The organism is Pseudomonas brassicacearum (genome assembly GCF_003732175.1).
GTDB lineage: Bacteria > Pseudomonadota > Gammaproteobacteria > Pseudomonadales > Pseudomonadaceae > Aquipseudomonas > Aquipseudomonas brassicacearum_G.
In genome coordinates this window covers 75,875-97,647 of record NZ_MOBI01000009.1, presented here as the reverse complement: position 1 = coordinate 97,647, position 21,773 = coordinate 75,875, and the positions used below count along the sequence as shown (strand labels likewise).

At 59.1% G+C, this 21,773-nt stretch carries 19 protein-coding genes; 13 read left to right on the top strand and 6 right to left on the bottom strand.

The window, feature by feature from the left end:
- Positions 1–21 precede the first annotated feature (21 nt).
- Positions 22–774 (top strand): lipopolysaccharide kinase InaA family protein, encoded by a 753-nt coding sequence (locus BK658_RS08485; RefSeq protein ID WP_123581927.1) that lies wholly within the window; start codon positions 22–24, stop codon positions 772–774.
- The gene (locus BK658_RS08480) at positions 774–2,213 is read left to right on the top strand and encodes a lipopolysaccharide kinase InaA family protein (RefSeq protein WP_123581926.1); all 1,440 of its coding nucleotides are present in this window, start codon (positions 774–776) and stop codon (positions 2,211–2,213) included. The genes BK658_RS08485 and BK658_RS08480 overlap by 1 nt, the downstream gene beginning before the upstream one ends.
- A gap of 775 nt (positions 2,214–2,988) precedes the next feature.
- Here BK658_RS08480 and BK658_RS08475 read toward each other — a convergent pair.
- Positions 2,989–3,360, bottom strand: a complete 372-nt coding sequence (locus BK658_RS08475) for a DUF6124 family protein (protein WP_123581925.1) — start codon at positions 3,358–3,360, stop codon at positions 2,989–2,991.
- 395 nt (positions 3,361–3,755) lie between these two features.
- Here BK658_RS08475 and BK658_RS08470 point away from each other — a divergent pair, with 395 nt between their 5' ends.
- The 6 genes from BK658_RS08470 to BK658_RS08445 all read left to right on the top strand — a co-directional run bounded on the left by BK658_RS08470 (position 3,756) and on the right by BK658_RS08445 (position 11,173).
- Positions 3,756–5,513 (top strand): carbamoyltransferase family protein, encoded by a 1,758-nt coding sequence (locus BK658_RS08470; protein ID WP_123581924.1) that lies wholly within the window; start codon positions 3,756–3,758, stop codon positions 5,511–5,513.
- On the top strand, positions 5,497–6,627 hold the full coding sequence (locus tag BK658_RS08465) for a glycosyltransferase (RefSeq protein ID WP_123581923.1): 1,131 nt from the start codon (positions 5,497–5,499) through the stop codon (positions 6,625–6,627). Before BK658_RS08470 ends, BK658_RS08465 begins: the two co-directional genes overlap by 17 nt.
- Entirely contained in the window at positions 6,627–7,523 is an 897-nt protein-coding gene (locus tag BK658_RS08460; protein ID WP_123581922.1) for an antimicrobial resistance protein Mig-14, read from the top strand. The genes BK658_RS08465 and BK658_RS08460 overlap by 1 nt, the downstream gene beginning before the upstream one ends.
- Entirely contained in the window at positions 7,520–8,947 is a 1,428-nt protein-coding gene (locus BK658_RS08455; RefSeq protein ID WP_123581921.1) for a PIG-L deacetylase family protein, read from the top strand. The genes BK658_RS08460 and BK658_RS08455 overlap by 4 nt, the downstream gene beginning before the upstream one ends.
- Positions 8,948–9,031: 84 nt before the next feature.
- Positions 9,032–9,988, top strand: a complete 957-nt coding sequence (locus BK658_RS08450) for a glycosyltransferase family protein (RefSeq protein WP_123581920.1) — start codon at positions 9,032–9,034, stop codon at positions 9,986–9,988.
- An 81-nt stretch (positions 9,989–10,069) separates the two neighbouring features.
- A complete protein-coding gene (locus tag BK658_RS08445) occupies positions 10,070–11,173 on the top strand; it encodes a glycosyltransferase (RefSeq protein ID WP_123581919.1) in 1,104 nt (367 codons plus the stop codon).
- Here the strand turns inward: BK658_RS08445 and BK658_RS08440 are convergent.
- Positions 11,159–11,764: a BUD32 family EKC/KEOPS complex subunit gene (locus BK658_RS08440; protein ID WP_123581918.1), complete on the bottom strand. Its 606-nt coding sequence runs from the start codon at positions 11,762–11,764 to the stop codon at positions 11,159–11,161. The genes BK658_RS08445 and BK658_RS08440 overlap by 15 nt on opposite strands.
- A gap of 109 nt (positions 11,765–11,873) precedes the next feature.
- Between BK658_RS08440 and BK658_RS08435 the strand changes: the two genes are divergently transcribed.
- From BK658_RS08435 to hldE, 5 genes are all read left to right on the top strand, one after another.
- The gene (locus BK658_RS08435) at positions 11,874–13,046 is read left to right on the top strand and encodes an O-antigen ligase family protein (protein WP_123581917.1); all 1,173 of its coding nucleotides are present in this window, start codon (positions 11,874–11,876) and stop codon (positions 13,044–13,046) included.
- Positions 13,047–13,061: 15 nt separating this feature from the next.
- Positions 13,062–14,870 carry a lipid A export permease/ATP-binding protein MsbA gene (msbA, locus tag BK658_RS08430; RefSeq protein WP_123581916.1) on the top strand — a complete coding sequence of 603 codons (1,809 nt, stop codon included), beginning with the start codon at positions 13,062–13,064 and terminating at the stop codon, positions 14,868–14,870.
- A gap of 187 nt (positions 14,871–15,057) precedes the next feature.
- Entirely contained in the window at positions 15,058–15,762 is a 705-nt protein-coding gene (locus BK658_RS08425; protein WP_123581915.1) for a sulfotransferase family 2 domain-containing protein, read from the top strand.
- Positions 15,755–16,366 carry an adenylyl-sulfate kinase gene (cysC, locus tag BK658_RS08420; RefSeq protein WP_123581914.1) on the top strand — a complete coding sequence of 204 codons (612 nt, stop codon included), beginning with the start codon at positions 15,755–15,757 and terminating at the stop codon, positions 16,364–16,366. Before BK658_RS08425 ends, cysC begins: the two co-directional genes overlap by 8 nt.
- Positions 16,367–16,469: 103 nt before the next feature.
- Complete coding sequence (hldE, locus tag BK658_RS08415) at positions 16,470–17,891, top strand: bifunctional D-glycero-beta-D-manno-heptose-7-phosphate kinase/D-glycero-beta-D-manno-heptose 1-phosphate adenylyltransferase HldE (RefSeq protein WP_123581913.1); 1,422 nt, start codon at positions 16,470–16,472, stop codon at positions 17,889–17,891.
- A 201-nt stretch (positions 17,892–18,092) separates the two neighbouring features.
- Here hldE and BK658_RS08410 read toward each other — a convergent pair whose 3' ends face one another.
- The 4 genes from BK658_RS08410 to BK658_RS08390 form a co-directional block, all read right to left on the bottom strand.
- Positions 18,093–19,058, bottom strand: a complete 966-nt coding sequence (locus BK658_RS08410) for a metal ABC transporter ATPase (RefSeq protein ID WP_123581912.1) — start codon at positions 19,056–19,058, stop codon at positions 18,093–18,095.
- A 43-nt stretch (positions 19,059–19,101) separates the two neighbouring features.
- Positions 19,102–19,914 carry an aldo/keto reductase gene (locus tag BK658_RS08405; RefSeq protein WP_123581911.1) on the bottom strand — a complete coding sequence of 271 codons (813 nt, stop codon included), beginning with the start codon at positions 19,912–19,914 and terminating at the stop codon, positions 19,102–19,104.
- Positions 19,911–21,086: an NAD(P)/FAD-dependent oxidoreductase gene (locus tag BK658_RS08400; RefSeq protein WP_123581910.1), complete on the bottom strand. Its 1,176-nt coding sequence runs from the start codon at positions 21,084–21,086 to the stop codon at positions 19,911–19,913. The genes BK658_RS08405 and BK658_RS08400 overlap by 4 nt, the downstream gene beginning before the upstream one ends.
- A 254-nt stretch (positions 21,087–21,340) precedes the next feature.
- The gene (locus tag BK658_RS08390; protein WP_019691475.1) at positions 21,341–21,673 is read right to left on the bottom strand and encodes a DMT family transporter; all 333 of its coding nucleotides are present in this window, start codon (positions 21,671–21,673) and stop codon (positions 21,341–21,343) included.
- Positions 21,674–21,773: the final 100 nt, after the last annotated feature.

The following is a 21,773-nucleotide window of genomic DNA, read 5'->3' as shown; positions in this document are numbered from 1 at the left end:
TGAGATTTTCAAGGGATACGAATGACTGATTTTCTGGCCACTGACGACCGCGACCTGCTGGAACGTCATGGCCTCGACGAGTTCGATGCCCTATGGGCCAGGCGGCTCGATGCAGTGGATGAGCCGAACACGTCACAAGACGGTTGGAGCAGCGTTTTCAGGCTGGATCTTGAGGGTAATGGTTACTACCTCAAACGACAGAGCAACTACCTGACGCGGTCCTTGCACCGGCCGTTCGGTGAGCCCAGTTTTGCCCGTGAGTTTCGCAACATCAGCCGCTACCAGCAGTTGGGTATTCCAGCGCTGCAGGCGGCATTTTTTGGTGAGCGCAAGGTAGAGGGTGAAGTTCGGGCGATTCTGCTGACGCGTGCACTGGACGGCTGGAGTGATCTGGATTCGCTGCTGGAGCAGTGGTCGGGTCTCAGTGATGCGCAGCAGGCGGGGATTCTGCACGCCTGCGCGCTGCTTCTGCGTCGGCTGCACGATGTGGGTCATGTGCACGGCTGTTTTTATCCCAAGCACATCTTTTTGCGGCCTGTTGGCGATGGTTATCAGGGGCAACTGATCGATCTGGAGAAAACCCGGCCGCTGCTGTTTGGTCAGCGTGACCGGATCAAGGATCTGGAGCCGTTGGTACGCCGGGCGCCGGTCTGGACTTGTGAGGAGGTGCGGCTGTTGCTGGCAACTTATCTGAATCAGTCGGCGAATAGCTCGCGGGTCGAGCGTTGGGTGCAGCGTCTGATCGCTCGACGCAGCCACAAGGAGACGCGTTGATGCGTTTGTCTGAACTGAAAAACGCCGGTCGTACACCGGGATTGCCGTTGAGTATCGAATTGGCGGATGCCGCAGGCCCGGCGCAGTTGCAACTGCTCAGCGTGCTGCGGGTTTTACCGGGCCAGCGTTACGTGGGCGCCGCTGTTTGGCGTGGGCGTCCGGTGCTGGCCAAACTGTTGGTGGGCAGCAAGGCGGCGCGACATTTTCAGCGTGAGCTGGACGGTGTACGTCTGCTCTCCGCTCAAGGCTTGACCACACCGACGCTGTTGGCCGATGGCCTGAAGGACGGCGAGGGTGGCTGGCTGCTGTTCGACTTCCTCGAAGGCGCTGAAAGCCTCGGCGATGCCTGGAAGCAGGTCGAAGCGCTGCCGGCGCTGGCGGACGAGCAAGCCGCGGTGTTGGCCGAGGCGCTGGCCGCCATCGGTCAATTGCACAGCAAGGGCCTGTGGCAGGAAGACTTGCACCTGGACAACCTGTTGCGCCACGACGGCCAACTGTACCTGATAGACGGTGCGGGTATTCGGGTCGAGCAGGCTGGTCAGCCGTTGTCCCGGCAGAAAGTCCTGGAGAACCTCGGGGTGTTTTTCGCTCAACTGCCCAAATCGCTTGAGCCGTTCACCGAAGAATTGCTGGTGTATTACCTGTTGAGCAACGGCGAGCACGCCTTGCCACTGGAAGCTTTGCAGAAGCAGGTCGACAAGGTCCGCAGTTGGCGTTTGAAAGACTTTTTGGTCAAGGTCGGCCGCGAATGCACGTTGTTCAGTGTGCAGCGCGGGGCGTTCGGTTTGCGCGCGATTCCTCGTGAGGAAGAGGCGGTCATGCTGCCGGTGCTGGCGCAGGCCGATGCTTTGCTCGATCAGGGCCATCTGTACAAGACCGGCGGTGCGGCGAGCGTTGGCAAGGTCGAGGTGGCGGGTCGGACGCTGGTGGTCAAGCGCTACAACATCAAGGGCGTTGCCCATTGGTTCAAGCGCTTCTGGCGCCCGAGTCGCGCCTGGCATTCATGGCGCGAGGGTCATCGCCTGGCGTTCCTCGGTATCGCTACGCCCAAGCCGTTGGCGCTGTTGGAGAAGCGTTTTTTCTGGCTGCGCAGTCGGGCCTATCTGGTTACCGAGTATTTGTCGGGGCCGGACATTATTGAGCGTTTTGCGCCGTTCGTTGAGAGTGGTGAGGCGCCTGAAGCTGAGTTGCTGGCGCTGGATCACTTGTTTGCCGAGCTGATTCGTGAGCGGATCAGTCATGGGGATTTCAAGGGGCATAATCTGTTTTGGGACAAGGATCGCTGGTCGTTGATTGACCTGGATTCGATGTGTCAGCACGGTTCGGTCAGTAGTTTCGCTCCGGCGTATGCGCGGGATCGGGCGCGGTTCATGCGTAACTGGCCTGAGAGCAGTGCGCTGTATCGGGTGATTGATCAGCGGTTGCCCAAGAATGTGTAGGCGCTGAGCTTGCTTGCGGGGGCGGCCTGACAGCCGGCCTATCTCCCGCAGATGTACATCAATCAAAACTGTGGTAGCTGGCTTGCCTGCGAAGGCGGCCTGACAGCCGGCCTATCTCTTGCAGATGTACCCAATCAAAACTGTGGGAGCTGGCTTGCCTGCGAAGGCGGCCTGACAGCCGGCCTATCTCTTGCAGATGTACCCAATCAAAATTGTGGGAGCTGGCTTGCCAGCGAAGGCGGCCTGACAGCCGGCCTATCTCCCGCAGGTATACATATCCATTCCTGCGGTAACGGCCACTTAGGGTTTCGCCTGACGGCGACTCACTTTTTTTACAAGCGCCTAAAAAAAGTAAGCAAAAAAACGCTCGCCCCAAGCGTACGGCACCTCGCCTAGGCTCGGCGTTCCCTCGCTCCGGTGTCCATCAGGGGGCATCGCCTACGGTCTGCTGCGCGACGACCTCCTCTCGATGTGTCCGGCTGCGCCGTACGGCGCTGCGCGCCCACCCCCTGATGAACACCTCCACTCGGCCTCCCGAAGGGGCGGGTGGATCAAGATCAAAAGCAAAGCACGGCGGCCTACCGGCCGGCCTGAGTGGTAAGAGCGCGAACGGCGTTAGATTGATCGTTCCCACGCTCTGCGTGGGAATGCATCCTGTGACGCTCTGCGTCACGATTCGTGAGCTGAGGCAGAGCGTGGGAACGACCGCAATCATTCGCAGATGTACATCAATCAAAACGGTGGGACGGACCGGGCGGCCCTCCCACCGTGCGTGTTACGGCGCCTCTGGCTGATCGAAATTATCCAGTGCCCGGTTCACCAACAATTCCCCCAACGAGATCATCTGCTGAATCGCCAGCGCCACATGTCGGCGGGTGCCTTCCAGCTCAAACGCCAGGTCGCTCGCCAGCACATTGACCGAGGCGAGGGTTTCCGAGGCATGCGCCAGCAGGGTTTCATTGTCCAGATCAGGGATGACCGCGAAGATGTTGGAGGGGCGTTTGTCGGGCAGGTTGCCCTTGTCGAACGGTGGCTTGAGGTAGTGATCCAGCGCCCGCTCGGCAGCGTCGTGGAGTTTTTTCGAGTCGGTGGAGGCGTAAGGGGAAGTGCTTGGGGTTTCAGGCGGATTTGTAGTGATTTTGTCCATGATGACGCTCCTAGTGAAGTTGCGTCTAGAGTTGTCCGGATTCTCACGTCCGGTCGCTGAATGGGCAGCGACCCTCGAAGACTAGATATGCGCATTCCGACCGACAACCTGAAAACCATGTCGGACGCTTCTCTGGGTCCTACATTTATGGGCTTTTACACGATTTACCGGCAGGCTACCGACGGCAATATCAAGATTTACTGGCGAGCCGAACGGGGTTGAACGCGCTCGCGCACTGTCGTCCAAGGCGATCTCCCCGCGTCAAACAACCTCTGGGTCATTCCGGTCATCTTTACGCTATAATCCCGCCCTTTAGCTGTTTCTCGCCCTTTTGCGAGGACACATTATTTTCAGGCGCATGTCGCCTGCATGCAGACTTAAGAGGCTAGACCCCTGTGGCATTGACGATTCTTGGCCTGTCCGGCGCCCTTAGCCATGATCCTTCCGCAGCCTTGTACATCGACGGCAAGCTGGTCGCGGCCGCTGAAGAAGAGCGCTTCGTACGCGATAAACATGCAAAGAACCGCATGCCTTACGAATCGGCGAAGTTCTGTCTGGAACAGGCTGGCATCAAACCTTCCGACGTTGACGTAGTGGCGATCCCGTTCGCCCCGATCAGCCTGTTCGGCAAGGCCCGCTGGCACTACGCCAAGCGTTACTGGTACGCCCCGGATCGCGCGCTTGACGCGATCCTGATGGGCAACCGTCGCTACAAGCGCTATCGCAACAAGATTGTCTGGTGCCTCGAGCAACTGGGCTTCGATCCAAAGAAAATCAAGATCGAGCCGGTCGAGCATCACCTGGCTCACGCCTCCAGCGCCTACCACTGCTCGGGTTTCAAAGAGAAAACCGCGATCCTCGGGATCGACGGCAAGGGCGAGTACGCCACGACCTTCTTCGGTTATGGCGAGAACGGCAAGATCCACAAGATCAAGGAATTCTTCGATCCGGATTCCCTCGGTGGCCTGTACGGCGCGATCACCGAGTTTCTCGGTTTTGAAATGCTCGACGGCGAGTTCAAGGTCATGGGCATGGCGCCGTACGGCGACGCCAGCAAATATGATTTCTCCCGCCTGGCGTCGTTCGAAAACGGCGAGCTGGTGATCAACACTGAATACGCCAACGTCATCGGCCTGCGTCGCTACAAAGAAAAGGGCAAGGGTTTCTACTTCTCGCCGAAGCTGATCGAGTGGCTGGGTCCGAAACGCGAAGGCGATATCGCTGACGAGCCGTACATCCACTACGCCGCGAGCATGCAAGCGCTGTTCGAGAAACTGGCGTTGCAGATGATTGACTACTACCTGGGTGGCGTGCTCAAGGAAACCGGCAAGCTGGCGTTCGCTGGCGGCTGTGCGTTGAACGTCAAGCTGAACCAGAAAATCATCGCTCGCGACGACATCAAAGAGTTGTTCGTACAGCCTGCGTCCGGCGATGCCGGCACGGCGGTGGGGGCTGCGGCTTACGTGTCCCACGCCCGTGGCGTACCGGTCGAGAAGATGGAACACGTTTACCTCGGCCCGTCGTACAGCAACGAAGACGTGATCGCGGCCTGCGCCCGTCACCCGAGCGCGCCCAAGTGGCGCAAGCTTGTCGACATGCCGGAGAAGATCGCCAAAATCATGGTCGATGGCAATCCGGTGGCCTGGTTCCAGGGGCGCATGGAGTTCGGTCCGCGTGCGTTGGGCGGTCGTTCGATCATCGGTTGCCCGAGCGCCACTGGCGTGGCAGACCGGATCAACCACCAGATCAAGTTCCGCGAGCGCTGGAGGCCTTTCTGCCCGTCGATGCTCGACACCGTGGCACCGCAGATGATCAAGATCGATCACCCGGCACCGTTCATGACCTTCACCTTCGAAGTGGCTGAAGAGTGGAAAACCCGCGTGCCGGAAGTCGTCCATGAAGACGGTACTTCCCGTGCCCAGGTGCTCAAGCGCGAATACAACCCGCGCTACTACGACATGATGAAAGCGCTGGAAGTGCTGACCGGTAACGGCGTGTCGCTGAACACCTCGCTGAACCGCCGCGGCGAGCCGATGATCTGCTCGCCGACCGACGCCCTGAACATGTTCTTCGGTTCCGATCTACAGTATCTGATCATGGAAGACATTCTGGTGGTCAAAGACGGCGCGGACGCTTATGACACGCTCGGCTGAGCGCCATGTGCTGCAGTTCTGTCACGGCTATGACGGGCCGTTCCTGGACTGCGCCCGACAGTACGCGAGCCTGTTTGCAGGGTCTGGTTATCGAGTGACCACGGTGTTTCTCACCGGGGTTGCCGATGCAGACGTTGCGGCGGGCTGTGCGTCTGATGAAGTGCTGTTCATGGAATACAGCTCCAAGGCCATTCGCGGCCTGAAGCTTTCGGCGATTGCCGATCTGCGCAAGATCGCCCAGTCGCGCAATTTCAGTTTTTGTATCGCCCACCGTTTCAAGCCAATCTACATCGCCTTGCTTGGTACGGCGCTGCCGGTAATTGGTGTGCACCACGCCTTTGGCGATTACCAGCGGCGGACGCGCAAGCTGTTCGCGCATATTTTTCGCAAGCGTCTAAGCCTGCTCGGGGTTTCCGATGCGGTCCGCGACGAGATGCGCCGTTGTTTGCCGAAGTGGCCGGCGGCGCGGATTCAAACCCTCTACAACCGCATCGATGTCGACGCGTTGCAGGCCACTCAGGTGTCCTTCGATGAGGCGCGTGATGCCTTGGGGCTGTCGCCGGATGCGTGGGTGATCGGCAACGTCGGTCGCCTGCACCCGGACAAGGACCAGGCCACTTTGCTGCGCGGCTTTGCTCAGGCCTTGCCGCGTTTGCCGGTCGGCAGTCAACTGGCGATTCTTGGCACCGGACGTCTGGAGCAGCGGCTTAAGGATCTGGCTCGTGAAATCGGTATTGGTGACCGTGTGCTGTTTCTCGGTCAGGTGCCGGAGGCGCGTCGCTACTTCCGGGCTTTCGATGTGTTTGCCCTGAGTTCCGACCACGAGCCGTTCGGCATGGTGCTGCTCGAAGCCATGGCCGCCGGTGTGCCATTGCTGGCCACCGCGTGCGGCGGGGCTGCGGAGGTGGTCGAAGGTGTCGGTATTTTGTTCCCGCAGGGGGATGTCGAGCACCTGGCGCAGGGCCTGCAACATCTGGCGGTGATGAATCAGCACGAGCACCAGGTCTGCGCCGAAATGATGCTTGATCGCCTGCGCGAGCGCTTCTCGGATCGCGCAGTGCGCGAGGCGTTCTGGCGTCTGCCGCACGTCCTTGAACTGACGGCGAGGGCCTGATGCTCAACCGATTTCAAGGCTGGCGCGAGCGTGGCTGGTCCGTTGTCGATGCGTCGACGTATAGCGATGCCTGGCAGCGTTTTGGCGGTAGCGTTGCAACTCATCCACTGGTGGTCGAACGCCTGGCGCAGTTGGCCGATATTCCGGTGCGTTACCTGGCCTGGGAACAGGGTGGCGAACTGAAAGCCGCGATCCCGACCTGGGGTCGCGACCTGGCATTGTCCAAAGACGTGCTCAAGCGTAATGGCAAAAAAGGTTTGTTCGATCTCGGCAACGCTGAATTCATCCTGCCGGCTGCGGCCGACGCGCAAGCGCTGCTGCGGCACCGCGGGCGCTACTTGTCGGCGTTGAATGAAGGTCGCTTTGCCGGTCTCAAGCTGCAAGCCGAACAACTGGCCATGGCCCGCGCACCTGAAGAACTGTCGAAGAAGTTTCGCTACAACCAGCGCCGTGAACTGCGCTTGCTGGAAGAGGCCGGTGGCGTGATACGGCCGGTCAGCGACTTTTCCAGTCAGGAACTGGCGGCGATCTACTGCGATTTGTTCCAGCGCCGCTGGGGTTTTCCGGCGACCGGTGCACCGCGTATGGGCGAGGTGCTCGAGCTGCTGCGCGAGCTGATGATCGGCTCAGTGATTTTCCTCAACGATGCGCCGATTGCGATTCAATTGGTCTACCGTGTTGAAGCGCCAGAGTGGATCAGCGTCGAGTACATCAACGGTGGCGTCGACCCCGAGACTCGCGAGTTCAGCCCCGGCAGCGTATTGAGTTTTCTCAATACGCAAAGCGCCTGGGAGCACGCGCGGGCAATCGACAAACCGCTGCGCTTTTCCTTCGGGCGTGCTGATCGTGAATACAAGGACCGCTGGTGCAACCCTGTGCCGGTGTTCACCGTATGAGCCAGACCATGAGCCTGCCACTCAATCGCAAGCAGCAACTGCTCAAGCGTCATCGACGTAACAAGCGCATCGGTCTGTTGATCGGTGTCTTGCTGTTGATTGCCGTTGGCCTGCTGGTCACCTGGTGGCTGCCGCTGGTACTCGCGGTCCTGGCCTGGGTTGCCCATGAAGCGTGGTTTGCCGACCATTTGTTTTACTCGCCCAAGGACGATTACCAGTACAGCTTCCCGCCGTACACGCAGCAGCCCAAGGTCCGGCTGGAGGGTGCGCGTCTGCTGCTGGACGACGGCGTCATCCTGACCGACGACACCACGCTGGTACTGGCACTGCGGGTAAAAAGCACCTGGCTGGGACGCTTTATCGATCCAGCAGTCGAGTTGTCGGGTAGCGATAATCCAGACCGACAAGCCTTCGAACGTGGTGTAGACGGCCTGCGTTACCTCAATCTCAGTGGTCAGGCGCATGTTCTGTCGCAGGGCGATTTGCGCGTGCGCGGGCGTTTTTGCCGATTGCTCGGCGAGCCCGTGCTCTGGTCGTTCGAACAACCGGATTACCGCCGTCAGCGAGTGATGGTGATCGCGCCTCACGCCGACGATGCGGAGCTGGCCGCTTTCGGTTTGTACAGCCAGGCCGACGAGGCCTGGATTGTCACGTTGACCGCCGGCGAAATTGAATCCGGGCACTATCAGCAGATGGGGCTGAACGCCGTCGAGGCGTCGCGCATCAAAGGCCGCTTGCGTGCCTGGGACAGTATTGCGGTGCCGCGCTGGGCCGGCGTGCCTGAATCGCGGTGTGTGCAATTGGGGTATTTCTGCCTGCAATTGCCAGCCATGCAGGCGGCGCCGGACCAACCGGTGGGCTCGCGTGAAGCGAATCTGAACGACACGCGACTGTTTCGCCAACTCAATCCGTTCGCGTTGCCAGGTGACTGCGATGGTGCGCCGACCTGGAATAACCTGCTGGCCGATCTGCGCGAACTGCTGCTCAAGGCGCGCCCTGAAGTGATCGTCCTGCCGCACTCCTCGCTGGATCCGCATCCCGATCACATCTGTGCACAGCATGCCGTGCTGGAAGCCTTGAAGGGGCTTGAGTGGCAGCCGACTACACTGCTCGGATACGCGAACCATCTGCACGATAATGATCGCTGGCCAATGGGTGATTCCGAGGCCGGGATCGCGTTACCGCCGGTGTTCGATCCGGCGCACGTGCTACAACCATATTGCCTGGCATTGTCGATCGGGCAGCAGCGCGACAAGGCTATGGCGCTGGGGATGATGCATGACTTGCAGCCGCGTGCGCCGTTCAAGCGTCGGATGCGTCGCGGGTTGCAGCGTCTGCTGGCAGGGCGTTCAGGCTCGCCTTACGGCGAGAACGAATTTTTTCGCAAGGCTGTGCGTCGGCATGAGTTGTTCTGGCGTTTGTAAATGGCTGTCGCATGGAGTCTTTCTGCCAGGGCAGAAGGGTGGTTTCAGGTTTTTGTCGGGCTGTTCAATGCTGCAAGGAAGACAATGAAGGTTCTATTTCTGGTGCAGAAAGAACAGCGGGCCATTCTGGACCGTTTGTACGAAGGTGTGGCCGCTCATTGCGAATGCGACCTGCGCTGGTTGAGCAGTGATGAACAGCGCAACCTGCGTGGCTATTTTCGGCGTGAAGTGGACGTGTCGCGCTATGACCGTATCGTGTTCTTCCTGCGGTTCAAGCAGGAAATCCGCCAGGTCGGGTTCATTCGCACGATTCCCAATCTGGTGATTCTCGAACACGATGCCTACCAGAACTACATTCCCTGCAAGTACACCGGCAAGTTCAGTGCGCATTACCGCCGCCTGCCGTGGGCGCGGGTGATCAGTTCCGGTTTCGTGGTCGCTTCGCGTTTACGCGAAGAAGACTTTGACGCGGTGTTCGTGCCCAAGGGCTATGACCAGACTCTGTTGCAGGATCAGGGGCGTGAGCGCGATATCGAACTGGCCTTCGTCGGCAGTACCAATAGCGTGGCGTACAGCGGTCGCAAAGCGCTGCTCGATGAGTTGGCGGGTGTCGAACCCTTGGTGGTGACTCGTACCCATTCCGGTGACGAATATCGCGACACGCTCAATCGTATCCGCTTCTTCGTCAGTGCCGACGTTGGTATGGGCGAATTCATGATCAAGAACTTTGAAGCGATGGCCTGTGGCTGCGTATTGTTGGCCTTCGATCAGGGGGATGCGGAAACTCGGGCTCTGGGGCTGCAGGATATGCACAACGTGGTGCTCTATCGGGATATCCCGCAACTGCAGGAAAAACTCGCCAGGCTGCGTGCCGATCCTGAGTTGGCTTCGATCATTGCCCGAAACGGACGCGATCTGGCGGTCAGTCAATTCAGCTTCGCACGTATTGGTCAGCGTATTGTCGAAGAGCTCCAGCCGGTTTTGAGGCCTCGGGCCGCATTGAGTCTGATCGAACGGTTACGCCTGAAACTGGGCATTTGACAGGGTTTTCAAATCATTGAAAGTGCTCGAAATTATAAGAAAACGTGCCATCAGCCGATGCGAAAAAAGGCTTTCCGCTCGATGAGTATCCTTAATGTCATGTGGTCCGGGGGGGCTGCCTATGCCTCTGTCCACAAGGTTCATCTGCAGATACTTGCTCAGGTAGAACCCGCGACACCGATCAATACCTGGCTGTTGCAAGGTAGTGCGCGCGGCTGTGTCGCCGAACTCGGTGAAACGCGGGAGTGGCATCTGTCATCCAATCAACTCAAGGGCAGGCGTTTCTGGAAGTTGTTGACGCTGTGGATGCAGGCGCGTTTTTATTACGCCCTGAATCAAAGTGACGTGCGCGTGCTGTTGCTCGACGGCTTAGGCACGGCTCGTGCCCTGTTACCGGTCCTCAAGAAGCTGCCGCAGTTGCGCGCGGTGGTGCTTTTTCATGGCGCGACCCGGATCAGCGCAGCCGATCGCAAGTTGCTTTCACGGCTTCCCGCTTCACAGCTGACCCTTGCGGCGGTTTCGCAAACCCTGGCCAACGCACTTGAGGCCGATTTACAGATCCCCATCGTCACGTTGCGCAGTGCGCTCGATCCACTGGCTTTTCGTTCCCGGCTGCTTTCTCGTGAGCAGGCGCGTGCTCGGTTGCAATTGCCAGCCGACAACACACCTGTCGTGGGGGCTGTAGGGCGCCTGGTTGGCAAAAAAGGCTTTGCATGCCTGATCGAAGCCTTTGCCAAGGCGCTGACACAGCGCCCGCAGTTGCGCCTGGTGATTATCGGGGAAGGTCAGGCAAGGGCTGCGCTGGAGGCGCGGGTCAACCAGCTTGGGTTACGCGACAAGGTGCTGTTGCCCGGAAACCTGGAGGATGCAGCGACGCTTTTTCGGGCTTTCGACTGGATCGCAATCCCGTCACTTGAGGAAGGTCTTGGCTTGATCCTGCAAGAGGCGGTAATGGCCGGTGTCCCGGTGCTGTCCAGCGATTTGGCAGTGTTTCGCGAGCAATTGGCAGGGGCGGGCTGTTACGCCACGCCAGAGGATGTGACCGCCTGGAGCGAGGCGTTAATACAGGCGTTTAGTGTCGCTTCTGAATCGGTCACTGCGGCTCAATCCACTGTACTTTCTCCGGACGACGCCTGGCTGGATTTCAGCCAGGTTGCCCGCAAGCTGTTGTCATGCGCAAAGTAGGATTTGCTCCAGCGTCTGCATCGGAAAGCTTTCGTTCAGCTTCTCTCGATCAATATACCGTGCGAAGTGTTGCAGGTTGCGCTTGACCAGGTGTTGCGGCAGCGGTCCGCGCAAGAAGCGCATGTCGGCGACGTCGATCAGGCCGAGCTGGTTGCCTGGAGTCACGACGATGTTGCCCAGGTGCAGCGAGCGAAAGTAGACCCCGGCTGCATGGAGTTCGCGGATGAATGCGGTCAGCGTCGGCAGGGTCTGTTGCCAGTCGAAGTCGTCTTTGCCTGCCAGCTGGCGCAGGGTTTCTCCTGGCAGGGGACGGTAAAGCACGGCCGTCATGCCAGGCGTATCCAGTTGATGGAGTGTGAGCGTCTGAAGGGTGGGAATGCCGAGTTTTTCGAGTCGGGCGGCATTGTCGATGAATCGCTTTGAATAGGGGCGAAACAGTGCTGACGAAAGAAGCCGCTTGCGGCGAAACAGTTTGAGAATATTCCCGTCCGGCAGAAGAAATACTTTCGGGCCGAAGCTGTCGGCTTCTAGTACTCTGGCGCCTTTAATCATCTGATTTAAAGCGGCTTGTGGAAGCCGGAAGCATTGCATGTGGAGAGCCTTGTAGAAATTGCGGGCGTATTGGCGATCAATGATGCCGAAAAGTTGCTGTTTTCACCATGTCGGCTTGGCGATCGGACCATTTAACGAGGAAAGGTCAATGCAGGAAACGCGTTGGGCGCAGGTATGGATGGCGACTGGATTGTTCTGGTTTTTGACTGCCATTGCTTTTGCGCCGACCAATAAGCTTTATCAGCAAGGGTTGACCGTGTTTCTCTGGTTGCCGGCAATGTTTTTTGCCTGGTCGGCACGTACTCGGTTATTTGAGCTTTGGCAAGCACAGCGGGTGTTTTGCCTTGGGCTGCTCGGGCTGGTGCTATGGTCGTTGATCAGCGTTTCGTGGACTCATGATGATGACCTGACGCGGGGCGCCAAGCGCATATTGTACATCGTGGTGTTCCTGTTGTTTTTTCCGGTATTTGCCAATGCCCGTCCGGAGCGTGTCGTGCGTGTCATGCAATGGGGTGGCCTGGGCCTGGCATTGAGTGCACTGTTGGCGGCCATCAAGTTTTATCTGATCGACGGCAACACCTGGACGGCGCGCGTTGAAGGGTTGGGGGAGTTGAGTCACCCGATTCTGGGCGGTTACGTACTGGGAGTGGCGGCGGTCTGGATGATCCATTGGGTACCCCGGACCCGTTGGCTCCAAGGTGTCTGGTTGGTTGCCGTGGGTTTGCTCGCAGGTTTTGTCGTGCTGTCCCAGAGTCGTGGCGCCGCGCTGGCCCTGTTGCTGACGCTGGTGGCAATGCCCATTTGGTGCCGCAACCGACGTAGCTGCATCATCGCTATTGGCGCACTGGTGCTGGCGATGCTGGCGTTCTGGCTCCTCGAGCCGCTGGTACTGGCTCGCGGTACTTCGTACCGACCACAAATATTGATGGCCAGTCTGCACATGATCGCTGCGCATCCCGTGCGTGGACTGGGGTTGGAGTCTGGCTATACGGTGCTTGCCGAAGGCATCGAATTTGATCATGCGCACAACCTGTTCACCCATATCGCAATCGAATTGGGGCTGCCAGGGCTCTTGCTGTGGTGTGTGATCTGGTTTGCGGTATTGCGTGAAGCATGGCGAGCCCGTGAAACGCTGTATGGTCAGGGTATCATCGGGATCTGGCTGTTCTCGTTTCTGGCCATGCAGTTCGATGCGGCCAGCATCAGTGGATCACCACGAGCCGAATGGTTCATCAGCTGGCTACCGGTTAGCCTGGCCAGCCTTTTGGTATGGACACAGGCCAAATACAAAGCCTGTGATAAAATTTCGCGTTCAACCTAATCAGTGAGCTCTACGATGAGTGCAGCACCGCCCAATGCGGAACAGGAATCAAGCCTGAAAATCTATTTGCGACTGTTGGGGTATGTAAAACCCTACGTTGGCATTTTCCTGTTGAGTATCGTGGGCTTTGTGATATTTGCCTCCACCCAGCCGATGCTGGCCGGGATTCTCAAGTATTTCGTCGATGGCTTGAGCAACCCTGAAGCAGTGCTCTTTCCCCACACTCCGTATCTACGGGAGTTGAAGTTGCTGGTTGCCGTGCCGCTGTTGATCATCTTGATCGCAGCCTGGCAAGGGCTTGGTTCGTTCCTGAGTAACTACTACCTGGCCAGAGTTTCCCTGGGGCTGGTTCATGACTTGCGGGTGGAGTTGTTCAACAAGCTGCTGGTGTTGCCTAACCGTTATTTCGATACCCACAACTCCGGGCATCTGATTTCCCGTATCACCTTCAACGTGACCATGGTGACCGGTGCTGCAACAGACGCCATTAAAGTGGTGATTCGCGAAGGTCTGACCGTAGTTTTTCTGTTCGGCTACCTGTTGTGGATGAACTGGAAGCTCACCCTGGTGATGCTGGCGATTCTGCCGCTGATTTCCTTCATGGTCGGCAATACCAGCAAGAAATTTCGCAAGCAGAGCAAGAAGATTCAGGTGGCGATGGGCGACGTGACTCACGTCGCGTCTGAAACCATTCAGGGCTATCGAGTGGTTCGCAGCTTCGGTGGTGAAAGCTACGAGCAACAGCGCTTTGCCAAAGCCAGTCAGAGCAACACCGACAAGCAACTGCGCATGACCAGAACCAGTGCGATCTACACCCCTGCACTGCAACTGGTGATTTATAGCGCCATGGCGGCATTGATGTTCCTGGTGCTGTTTCTGCGTGGTGATGCGACGGCTGGTGATCTGGTGGCCTACATTACGGCGGCGGGTTTGTTGCCCAAGCCGATTCGTCAGCTGTCCGAAGTCAGCTCGACTATTCAGAAAGGCGTGGCTGGTGCTGAAAGCATTTTCGAACAACTCGATGTCGAGCCGGAGCTCGATGCTGGCACCATCGAGCGCGAGCGTATCAGCGGTCGTCTGGATGTACACAACCTGAGTTTCACTTACCCGGGCACTGATCGCGAGGTATTGAAAAACATCAGCTTCACTGCGGCGCCGGGGCAGATGATCGCACTGGTTGGACGCTCGGGAAGTGGCAAGTCGACGCTGGCCAGCCTGATCCCGCGTTTCTATCATCATGAAACGGGGCAAATACTGCTCGATGAAGTAGAGATCGAAGACTATCGCCTGCGTAACCTGCGCAAGCATGTCTCTCAGGTCACACAACACGTCACCCTGTTCAACGATACCGTGGCCAACAACATCGCCTACGGTGATCTGGCCGGGGCTCCTCGTGCAGACATCGAGAAAGCAGCACAAGATGCCTATGCGATGGACTTCATCTCCCAGTTGCCACACGGCCTGGACACTGAGGTCGGCGAGAACGGGGTATTGCTGTCCGGTGGTCAGCGTCAGCGTCTGGCCATTGCTCGCGCCTTGTTGAAAAACGCACCGTTGCTGATTCTCGACGAGGCGACTTCGGCACTGGATACCGAGTCCGAGCGGCATATTCAGGCAGCGCTGGATAAGGTCATGAAGGGTCGTACCACGCTGGTGATCGCACACCGGCTGTCAACTATCGAAAAGGCCGATCTGATCCTGGTGATGGACCACGGTGAAATTGTCGAGCGTGGTACACACGCCCAGCTTCTGGCACAGGGTGGGTACTACTCGCGTCTGCATGCCATGGGGCTGGACGAGCCTTCTCCGGTGGACATAGCCTGACCTCGACGCCAGGGTGAGCATCGCTCACCCTGTCATCCTCCAGGGCGCGCAACGCGTCCGGCGATTTGTATCCAGCCCTTTACATACTTGACCAAGCCTAAATAATTCTGCGTGCCGTGCTTGTTATGGTTCCTGCTTCGATTGTGAATGCAAACGGGAAGGACCACTTTCTCGTGCGGGGACTGGAATGTTGCAACGTCACCTCTGGAAACTACTCCCCAAAACACAGCGCACCTTTTTGCTGGGCCGTTTGTCGGTCGTTGACCGGCAAGCCGTGAACAAGTCGATGTCAGGCAATACCGTTTTTCCTGCGCACTTTCAGCAGCGTTCATGCCTGTTCATCCATGTTCCGAAATGTGCCGGCAGTAGTGTGTGCTCGGCGTTGTTCAACGGTTGGACGCCTGGACACCTGCCGCTGTACTGGTATGAACAGCAGTTTCCCGAACACTACGCTGGCAGCTTCAAGTTTGCGTTTGTCCGCGACCCCTTGGAGCGGGTTTATTCCGCCTATGCTTATTTGCGCGGCAACCAGTTGCCGCAACGGGATGAATCGGCTCGGCTGTTGGTCAACAGTTACCGGGACTTTGATGATTTCGTCGGGCGTTGGTTGCACCCGGATAACATCCATAAACAGCTTCATTTCGCACCGCAAACCGACTTTTTGAATGACTCCATGGGGCGCATGGCGATGGATTTCGTCGGCTATCAGGAACATCTGGAACGCGACTTTCAGCTGCTCTGCCAGCATCTCGACATGACGTCATCGTTGCCTCATCTGAATATCTCGCAAGAGCGTCGCGCTGAGCCCGTACGCGATTTTTGCTCGGTGCGCACACGGCGCCTGGTACGGCGTGTCTATCAGCGTGATTACGAGGTTCTTGGTTATGAATGAGTCGCCGCTCATTGCTGCACATTCGTCGAGCATTCGCCCCTTTGCATTGTCGTTGTCACCCTCGGCCCGAGCAGCGCTCAAGCATCAGCAACCGTGTTGTCTGTGGCTGACGGGGCTGTCGGGCGCTGGCAAGTCGACCTTGGCCAATGCACTCGAGTTGCAGCTCAATGAGCAGGGGCACCACACCTTTGTGCTGGATGGCGACAACGTGCGCAACGGTTTGTGCAATGATCTGGGCATGGACTCTGCAGCGCGCAAGGAAAATATCCGGCGTATTGCTGAAGTGGCGCGGTTGATGGTCGACGCGGGGTTGATTGTGATTGTCTCGGCGATTTCGCCGTTTCAGGCCGATCGAGCCTCGGCCAGAGCCTTGTTCCGCACGGACGAGTTTCTTGAGGTGTATGTCAGCACGCCGTTCGACATCTGCGCCCGGCGCGATCCCAAGGGCTTGTACCAAGCCGCACTGCAAGGGCGAATCAAGGACTTCACCGGTCTCGACAGCCCTTATGAGGCACCGCAGCAGGCGGACTGTGAAATCAACACCGACGAGGTTGGACTGGCCGACGCCGTGCAGCATGTTCTGGCTGTTTTGCTTAAAAAATGAACAATATGGCGGCGTGATACACAGCTGTTGAAGCTGTCGAACTAGGCAGCGTTCACCCTGTGCTAATATCGCGCCCCTGTTCATTTTGTATGTGGGTTGCACCATGAAGTTGTCCATGCCGCGATTCGATCAAGCCCCTGTCTTGGTGGTCGGCGATGTCATGCTCGACCGTTACTGGCATGGTGGTACCTCACGGATTTCTCCTGAGGCGCCGGTGCCGGTGGTCAAGGTCGAGCAAATCGAAGACCGCCCGGGCGGTGCTGCCAACGTTGCCTTGAACATTGCCGCGCTCGGCGCGCCGGCGTCCCTGGTCGGTGTGACCGGTGATGACGAAGCCGCTGACAGCCTGACCAATAGCCTGAAAGGCGCCGGTGTACGTGCATTGTTCCAGCGCATCGCGCATCAGCCGACCATCGTCAAACTGCGGGTCATGAGTCGTCACCAGCAATTGCTGCGTATCGACTTCGAAGAACCGTTTGCTACCGACGCGCTGGCGCTCGGGGCTGAAGTCGACGGCCTGCTCGAAGGTATCAAGGTACTGGTGTTGTCCGACTACGGCAAAGGTGCGCTGAAGAACCACCAGGTATTGATCCAGGCCGCACGTGCCCGTGGCATTCCGGTGCTGGCGGATCCCAAAGGCAAGGATTTCTCGATTTACCGCGGTGCAAGCCTGATCACCCCGAACCTCAGCGAGTTTGAAACCATTGTTGGCGGTTGTGCCGATGAGCACGATCTGGTCAGCAAGGGCGCGAAGCTGATGCACGACCTTGATCTCGGCGCCTTGCTGGTAACGCGAGGCGAGCACGGCATGACCTTGCTGCGTCCCGATCATCCGGCGCTGCACTTGCCCGCACGGGCCCGTGAAGTATTCGATGTGACCGGTGCCGGTGATACGGTGATTTCTACGTTGGCGGCGGCGATTGCTGCTGGCGAAGAACTGCCGCACGCAGTAGCCCTGGCCAACCTGGCTGCTGGCATCGTGGTCGGCAAGCTGGGTACGGCGGCCATCAGCGCTCCGGAACTGCGTCGCGCGATTCAGCGTGAAGAAGGTTCCGAACGGGGTGTCCTGGGCCTGGAGCAGTTGCTGCTGGCCGTCGACGATGCGCGTGCGCACAAAGAGAAGATCGTCTTTACCAATGGCTGCTTCGACATCCTCCATGCGGGCCACGTGACCTATCTTGAGCAGGCGCGGGCGCAGGGCGATCGATTGATCGTTGCGGTCAACGACGATGCGTCGGTGAGCCGCTTGAAAGGTCCTGGGCGGCCGATCAACAGCGTTGACCGACGCATGGCGGTACTGGCGGGTCTGGGTGCAGTGGACTGGGTGATCAGCTTCCCTGAAGGCACACCGGAAAACCTCCTGGCGCAGGTCAAGCCGGACGTGCTGGTCAAGGGCGGCGATTACGGGATCGACCAAGTGGTCGGCGCCGACATCGTCAGCGCTTATGGCGGAACAGTGAAAGTGCTGGGGCTGGTGGAAAACAGCTCGACGACGGCAATTGTCGAGAAGATCCGCAAGACCTGAAACGACGCTGCAAGGGGCTTGCTGTGGCGAGGGGGCTTTTGTGGCGAGGGGGCTTGCCCCCGCTGGGCCGCGAAGCGGCCCTAAGTTCTCAGTCGCGCATATCTGCTAGATTTCATGCGCTGGATTGCGCCTGCTTCGCAGGCGAACGGGGGCAAGCCCCCTCGCCACAAAAGCCCTGTATTTACAGTCTGTGATGCCGGGTTAGCGTGCCACCTTGCGTGGCACGATTTTCTTCAGCAGCAGTTTGGCCTTGCCGGTCAATCGGCTGAAACCCGATGCCTTGCCCGGTTGGCTCAAGCCCTGCTGCCTGAGCCAGTCCTTCCAGCGAATCCGCTCGTCACGCACCAGCCAGCCTTCCTGCTGTGCAAAACTTTCTGCCAGATACAGTCCGCGTGTGCTTGCCGGGTAGAGCTGATCTTTTTTCAGGATATAGAGCTCGGGCAATGGCTGGCCGTCCTCAAGCGGCATCAGGTACAGGTCGGGGCGCTTGCGATCCAGTCGCGCGACGAGCTGATCGCCTTCAAGGCGTTCATCGACATGAAACAGGCTCAGGGATTTGGCTTCCTTGGGCACGTCCAGGCGCAAATCGTAGATCAACTGCAACGAAGCCGTGGGCAGATGCACGTAGGCTCGTGGGCGTTCGATCAACTGCATGTTGGCGCAGCGCACCGGACGTGCAGCGCCAGACAGCGGCGTCAGGCGGAACGGCAGCGCCTCGCGGTAATGCAGCGCGCTGGCGTAGGGCGCTGGCAGCCAGGTGTCATTGAAGCGCCCGCCAAGCCAGCCTTCGGGGGTTTCCAGCAGGCATTCTTCGGCGATCTCCTGAATTGCCGTGTGCAACGGCAGGTTCAGCTCGTGAGCCGGCACATAACCCGAGATCAGTTTGAGCACCACGTCGCCACGGTCCTGACGGCGCTGGCGGACCAGCACCCAGTAATCGCGATTCTGCCAGTGCAGGGTCAGCCGTACCGAGACGCCGAGGTTGGCCAACTCCAGCGAAAAGTGTTCTGGATTGGCCACCGTGACCGGGCGCCGACGTTGCAGGGTCTGGGAGAAATTCAGCGGCCTGCCGACACTCTGATAACTCAGGCCTTCGGGAGTCGCTTCGACGTATAACGGCAGGGTCTTGAAGTTGCTGGGATTCTTTCTTATGAGCGTTCGCGGCATGTCGGCTCCTTCTTGCGTCGGGGTCGGCCGCCTCGGCGGCTGTTCAACGACTACGTAGGACTTGAGCAACAGTCGCCACATTGTGGGCGAGGTGCAGCGGATTAATGGTCCCGACAATAGCACTGGCGACACCGGGTTGCGCGAACAACAATTCGAAGCTGGCGCGTACCGGGTCCACACCGGGGCTGAGGCAGGCGTGACCGCTGGCCAGAGCCTTCTTCACCAGAATGGCTTTGCCGTGGGCAGCAGCGTAGTCGATGACCGGCCGCTCGGCCTGCTCGTTGAGATTGTAGGTGACCATGGCGCAATCGCCTTGTTCCAGAGCCTTCAACCCGCCATCAACGGTCTTGCCGGAAAACCCGAACCCGCGAATCTTGCCTTCGCGCTTGAGCTCGGCGAGGGTCTGGTAGACCTCGCACTCGTTGAGAATCGCCAGATCATTGCCGTCCGAGTGCACCAGCACCAGATCGATAAAGTCGGTTTCCAGGCGTTTCAGGCTGCGCTCGATGGAAAAGCGTGTGTGGGCAGCGCTGAAGTCGTGGTGCGACAGGCCGTCGGCGAATTCTTCACCGACCTTGCTGACAATCACCCACTCCTGACGCTGACCGCGCAGCAGCGGGCCGAGGCGTTCTTCGCTGCGGCCATAGGCGGGCGCGGTATCGATCAGGTTGATGCCCAGGTCGCGGGTCAGCTTGAGCAGCCTGCGCGCTTCGTCATCGTCCGGGATCTGGAAGCCGTTGGGGTATTTCACCCCTTGGTCGCGACCAAGTTTCACCGTGCCCAGGCCCAATGGCGAAACCAGCAGGCCAGTACTGCCCAGCGGGCGATGCAGATCGTGCAGGGTGGCTTGGCTCATGGCAGCAGTTGCTCCCAGGCAGGCACGCCCATCGGTGGTTTTGGCAGGGTTGGCAACGGCGCCGGATGGCTTGGCTGGATGCCGTCGCGTTGCAGCGACGCCATTACCCGGTCAGCGAAGTCCGGTGCCAGCGCCAGTTTGGTCGGCCAGCCCACCAGCAGGCGATCCTGCTCGGCGAGGAAGGCGTTGTCGGGTCGGCTCAGGCCCGATTGCAGTGGCTCGGCGCGCTCGACCCGCAAGGTCGCCCATTGCGCCTGGCTGAGGTCGACCCACGGCAGCAGGTTGCCGAGTTCTTTCTGCGCGGCGGCTATTTGCGCGGCGGGTTCACGAGCCACGCCTTCGGCTTCGGCGATATCACCGCCCAGGTACCAGACCCATTGACCATCGGCGGCCGGGTGGGTGGTGACGGTGATGCGCGGCTTCGGCCCGCCGCCCAGGCAGTGGGCGTAGAGCGGTTTCAGGCTCGGGCCTTTGACGATGACCATGTGCAGCGGCCGACGTTGCATGGCTGGCTGGCTCAGGCCGAGCGCCGTGAGCAAGTCAGCGTTGCCAGCGCCAGCGCTGAGGACGATGCGCTGTGCACGGATCTCACGCTCGTCAACGCGCAGACCGACCAGCTCACCATTTTCCAGCAGTGGCTCGATCTTCTGCCCGGCCAGCAGGCCGTCACCGGCAAGCTCAGCCAGACGTCCGATCAGGCTTGGCACATCGACCACCAGTTCCGCGAGGCGATAGACCTTGCCCTTGAAGCGCTTGTCTTGCAGGGCCGGCGGCAACTGCTCGCCTTTGACCTGATCAACCCGACCGCGCACCGCTTTGCTGGCGAAGAAACTGGTGAGGTTGCCGGCGAGGGTGCCGGGGGACCACAAATAGTGGGCTTCGGACAGCAGACGCACGCCGGACAGGTCCAGCTCGCCGTCGCCGGCCAAGGCTGTACGCCAACGGCGCGGCATGTCGGCAATCGCTTCGGAAGCGCCGGTCAACGCGCCATGCAGCGCGTACTTGGCGCCGCCGTGGATGATCCCCTGGGACTTCACGCTCTGCCCGCCGCCGAGGCTGGCACTTTCCACCAGTACGGTCGAGAAACCCTGGCGACGCAGGCGTGCGTTCAGCCAGAGGCCGGCGACACCAGCGCCGACAATCAGTACGTCGGTGGAAATAACGGATGGCATGCAGCGACCTCAGAGTTCAGGACTAGAGGCGCAGTATACAGACTCGACGAATAGAGGTTTTGCTGGCGATCAATACCGCCAGCAACGGTGAGAGTCACTGTGGCGAGGGGGCTTGTCGGAACGCCGCACCGCCCCGTTCGGCTGCGAAGCAGTCGTAAACGTGGCTGTCTCGCAGTGTCAGAAAAAAACCGGTCGCAGATTTTGGGGTGGCTTCGCCACCCAACGGGGGCAAGCCCCCTCGCCACAGTAGATTTTTAGTGGCCGGCGGTTTTCGAGAACAGCTGGATGACCACCACGCCCAGGACAATCAGCGCCATGCCGAGCATGGCCGGGATGTCGAGTTTCTGGTCGTAGAGAAACAGCGCCGCGATGCTGACCATCACGATCCCCATACCGGCCCATACCGCGTAGGTGACGCCAACCGGAATGGTGCGCACCACCAGGGTCAGCATCCAGAACGCAATGCCGTAACCAACGATGATCAACAGCAAAGGGAGTGGCGTGCTCAGGCCCTTGACCGCTTTCATCGATACGGTGGCGATCACTTCGGCGCAGATGGCGATAGCCAGGAGGTAGTAAGCGTTCATGGTGTGATCCTCGTATTTTGGCCTGCTTGATGAGATCGGCATTCTAGAGGCTTTCGAGATGGGGTAAAGTCATTACCTATCTGATTTGAAGATGGGTTGA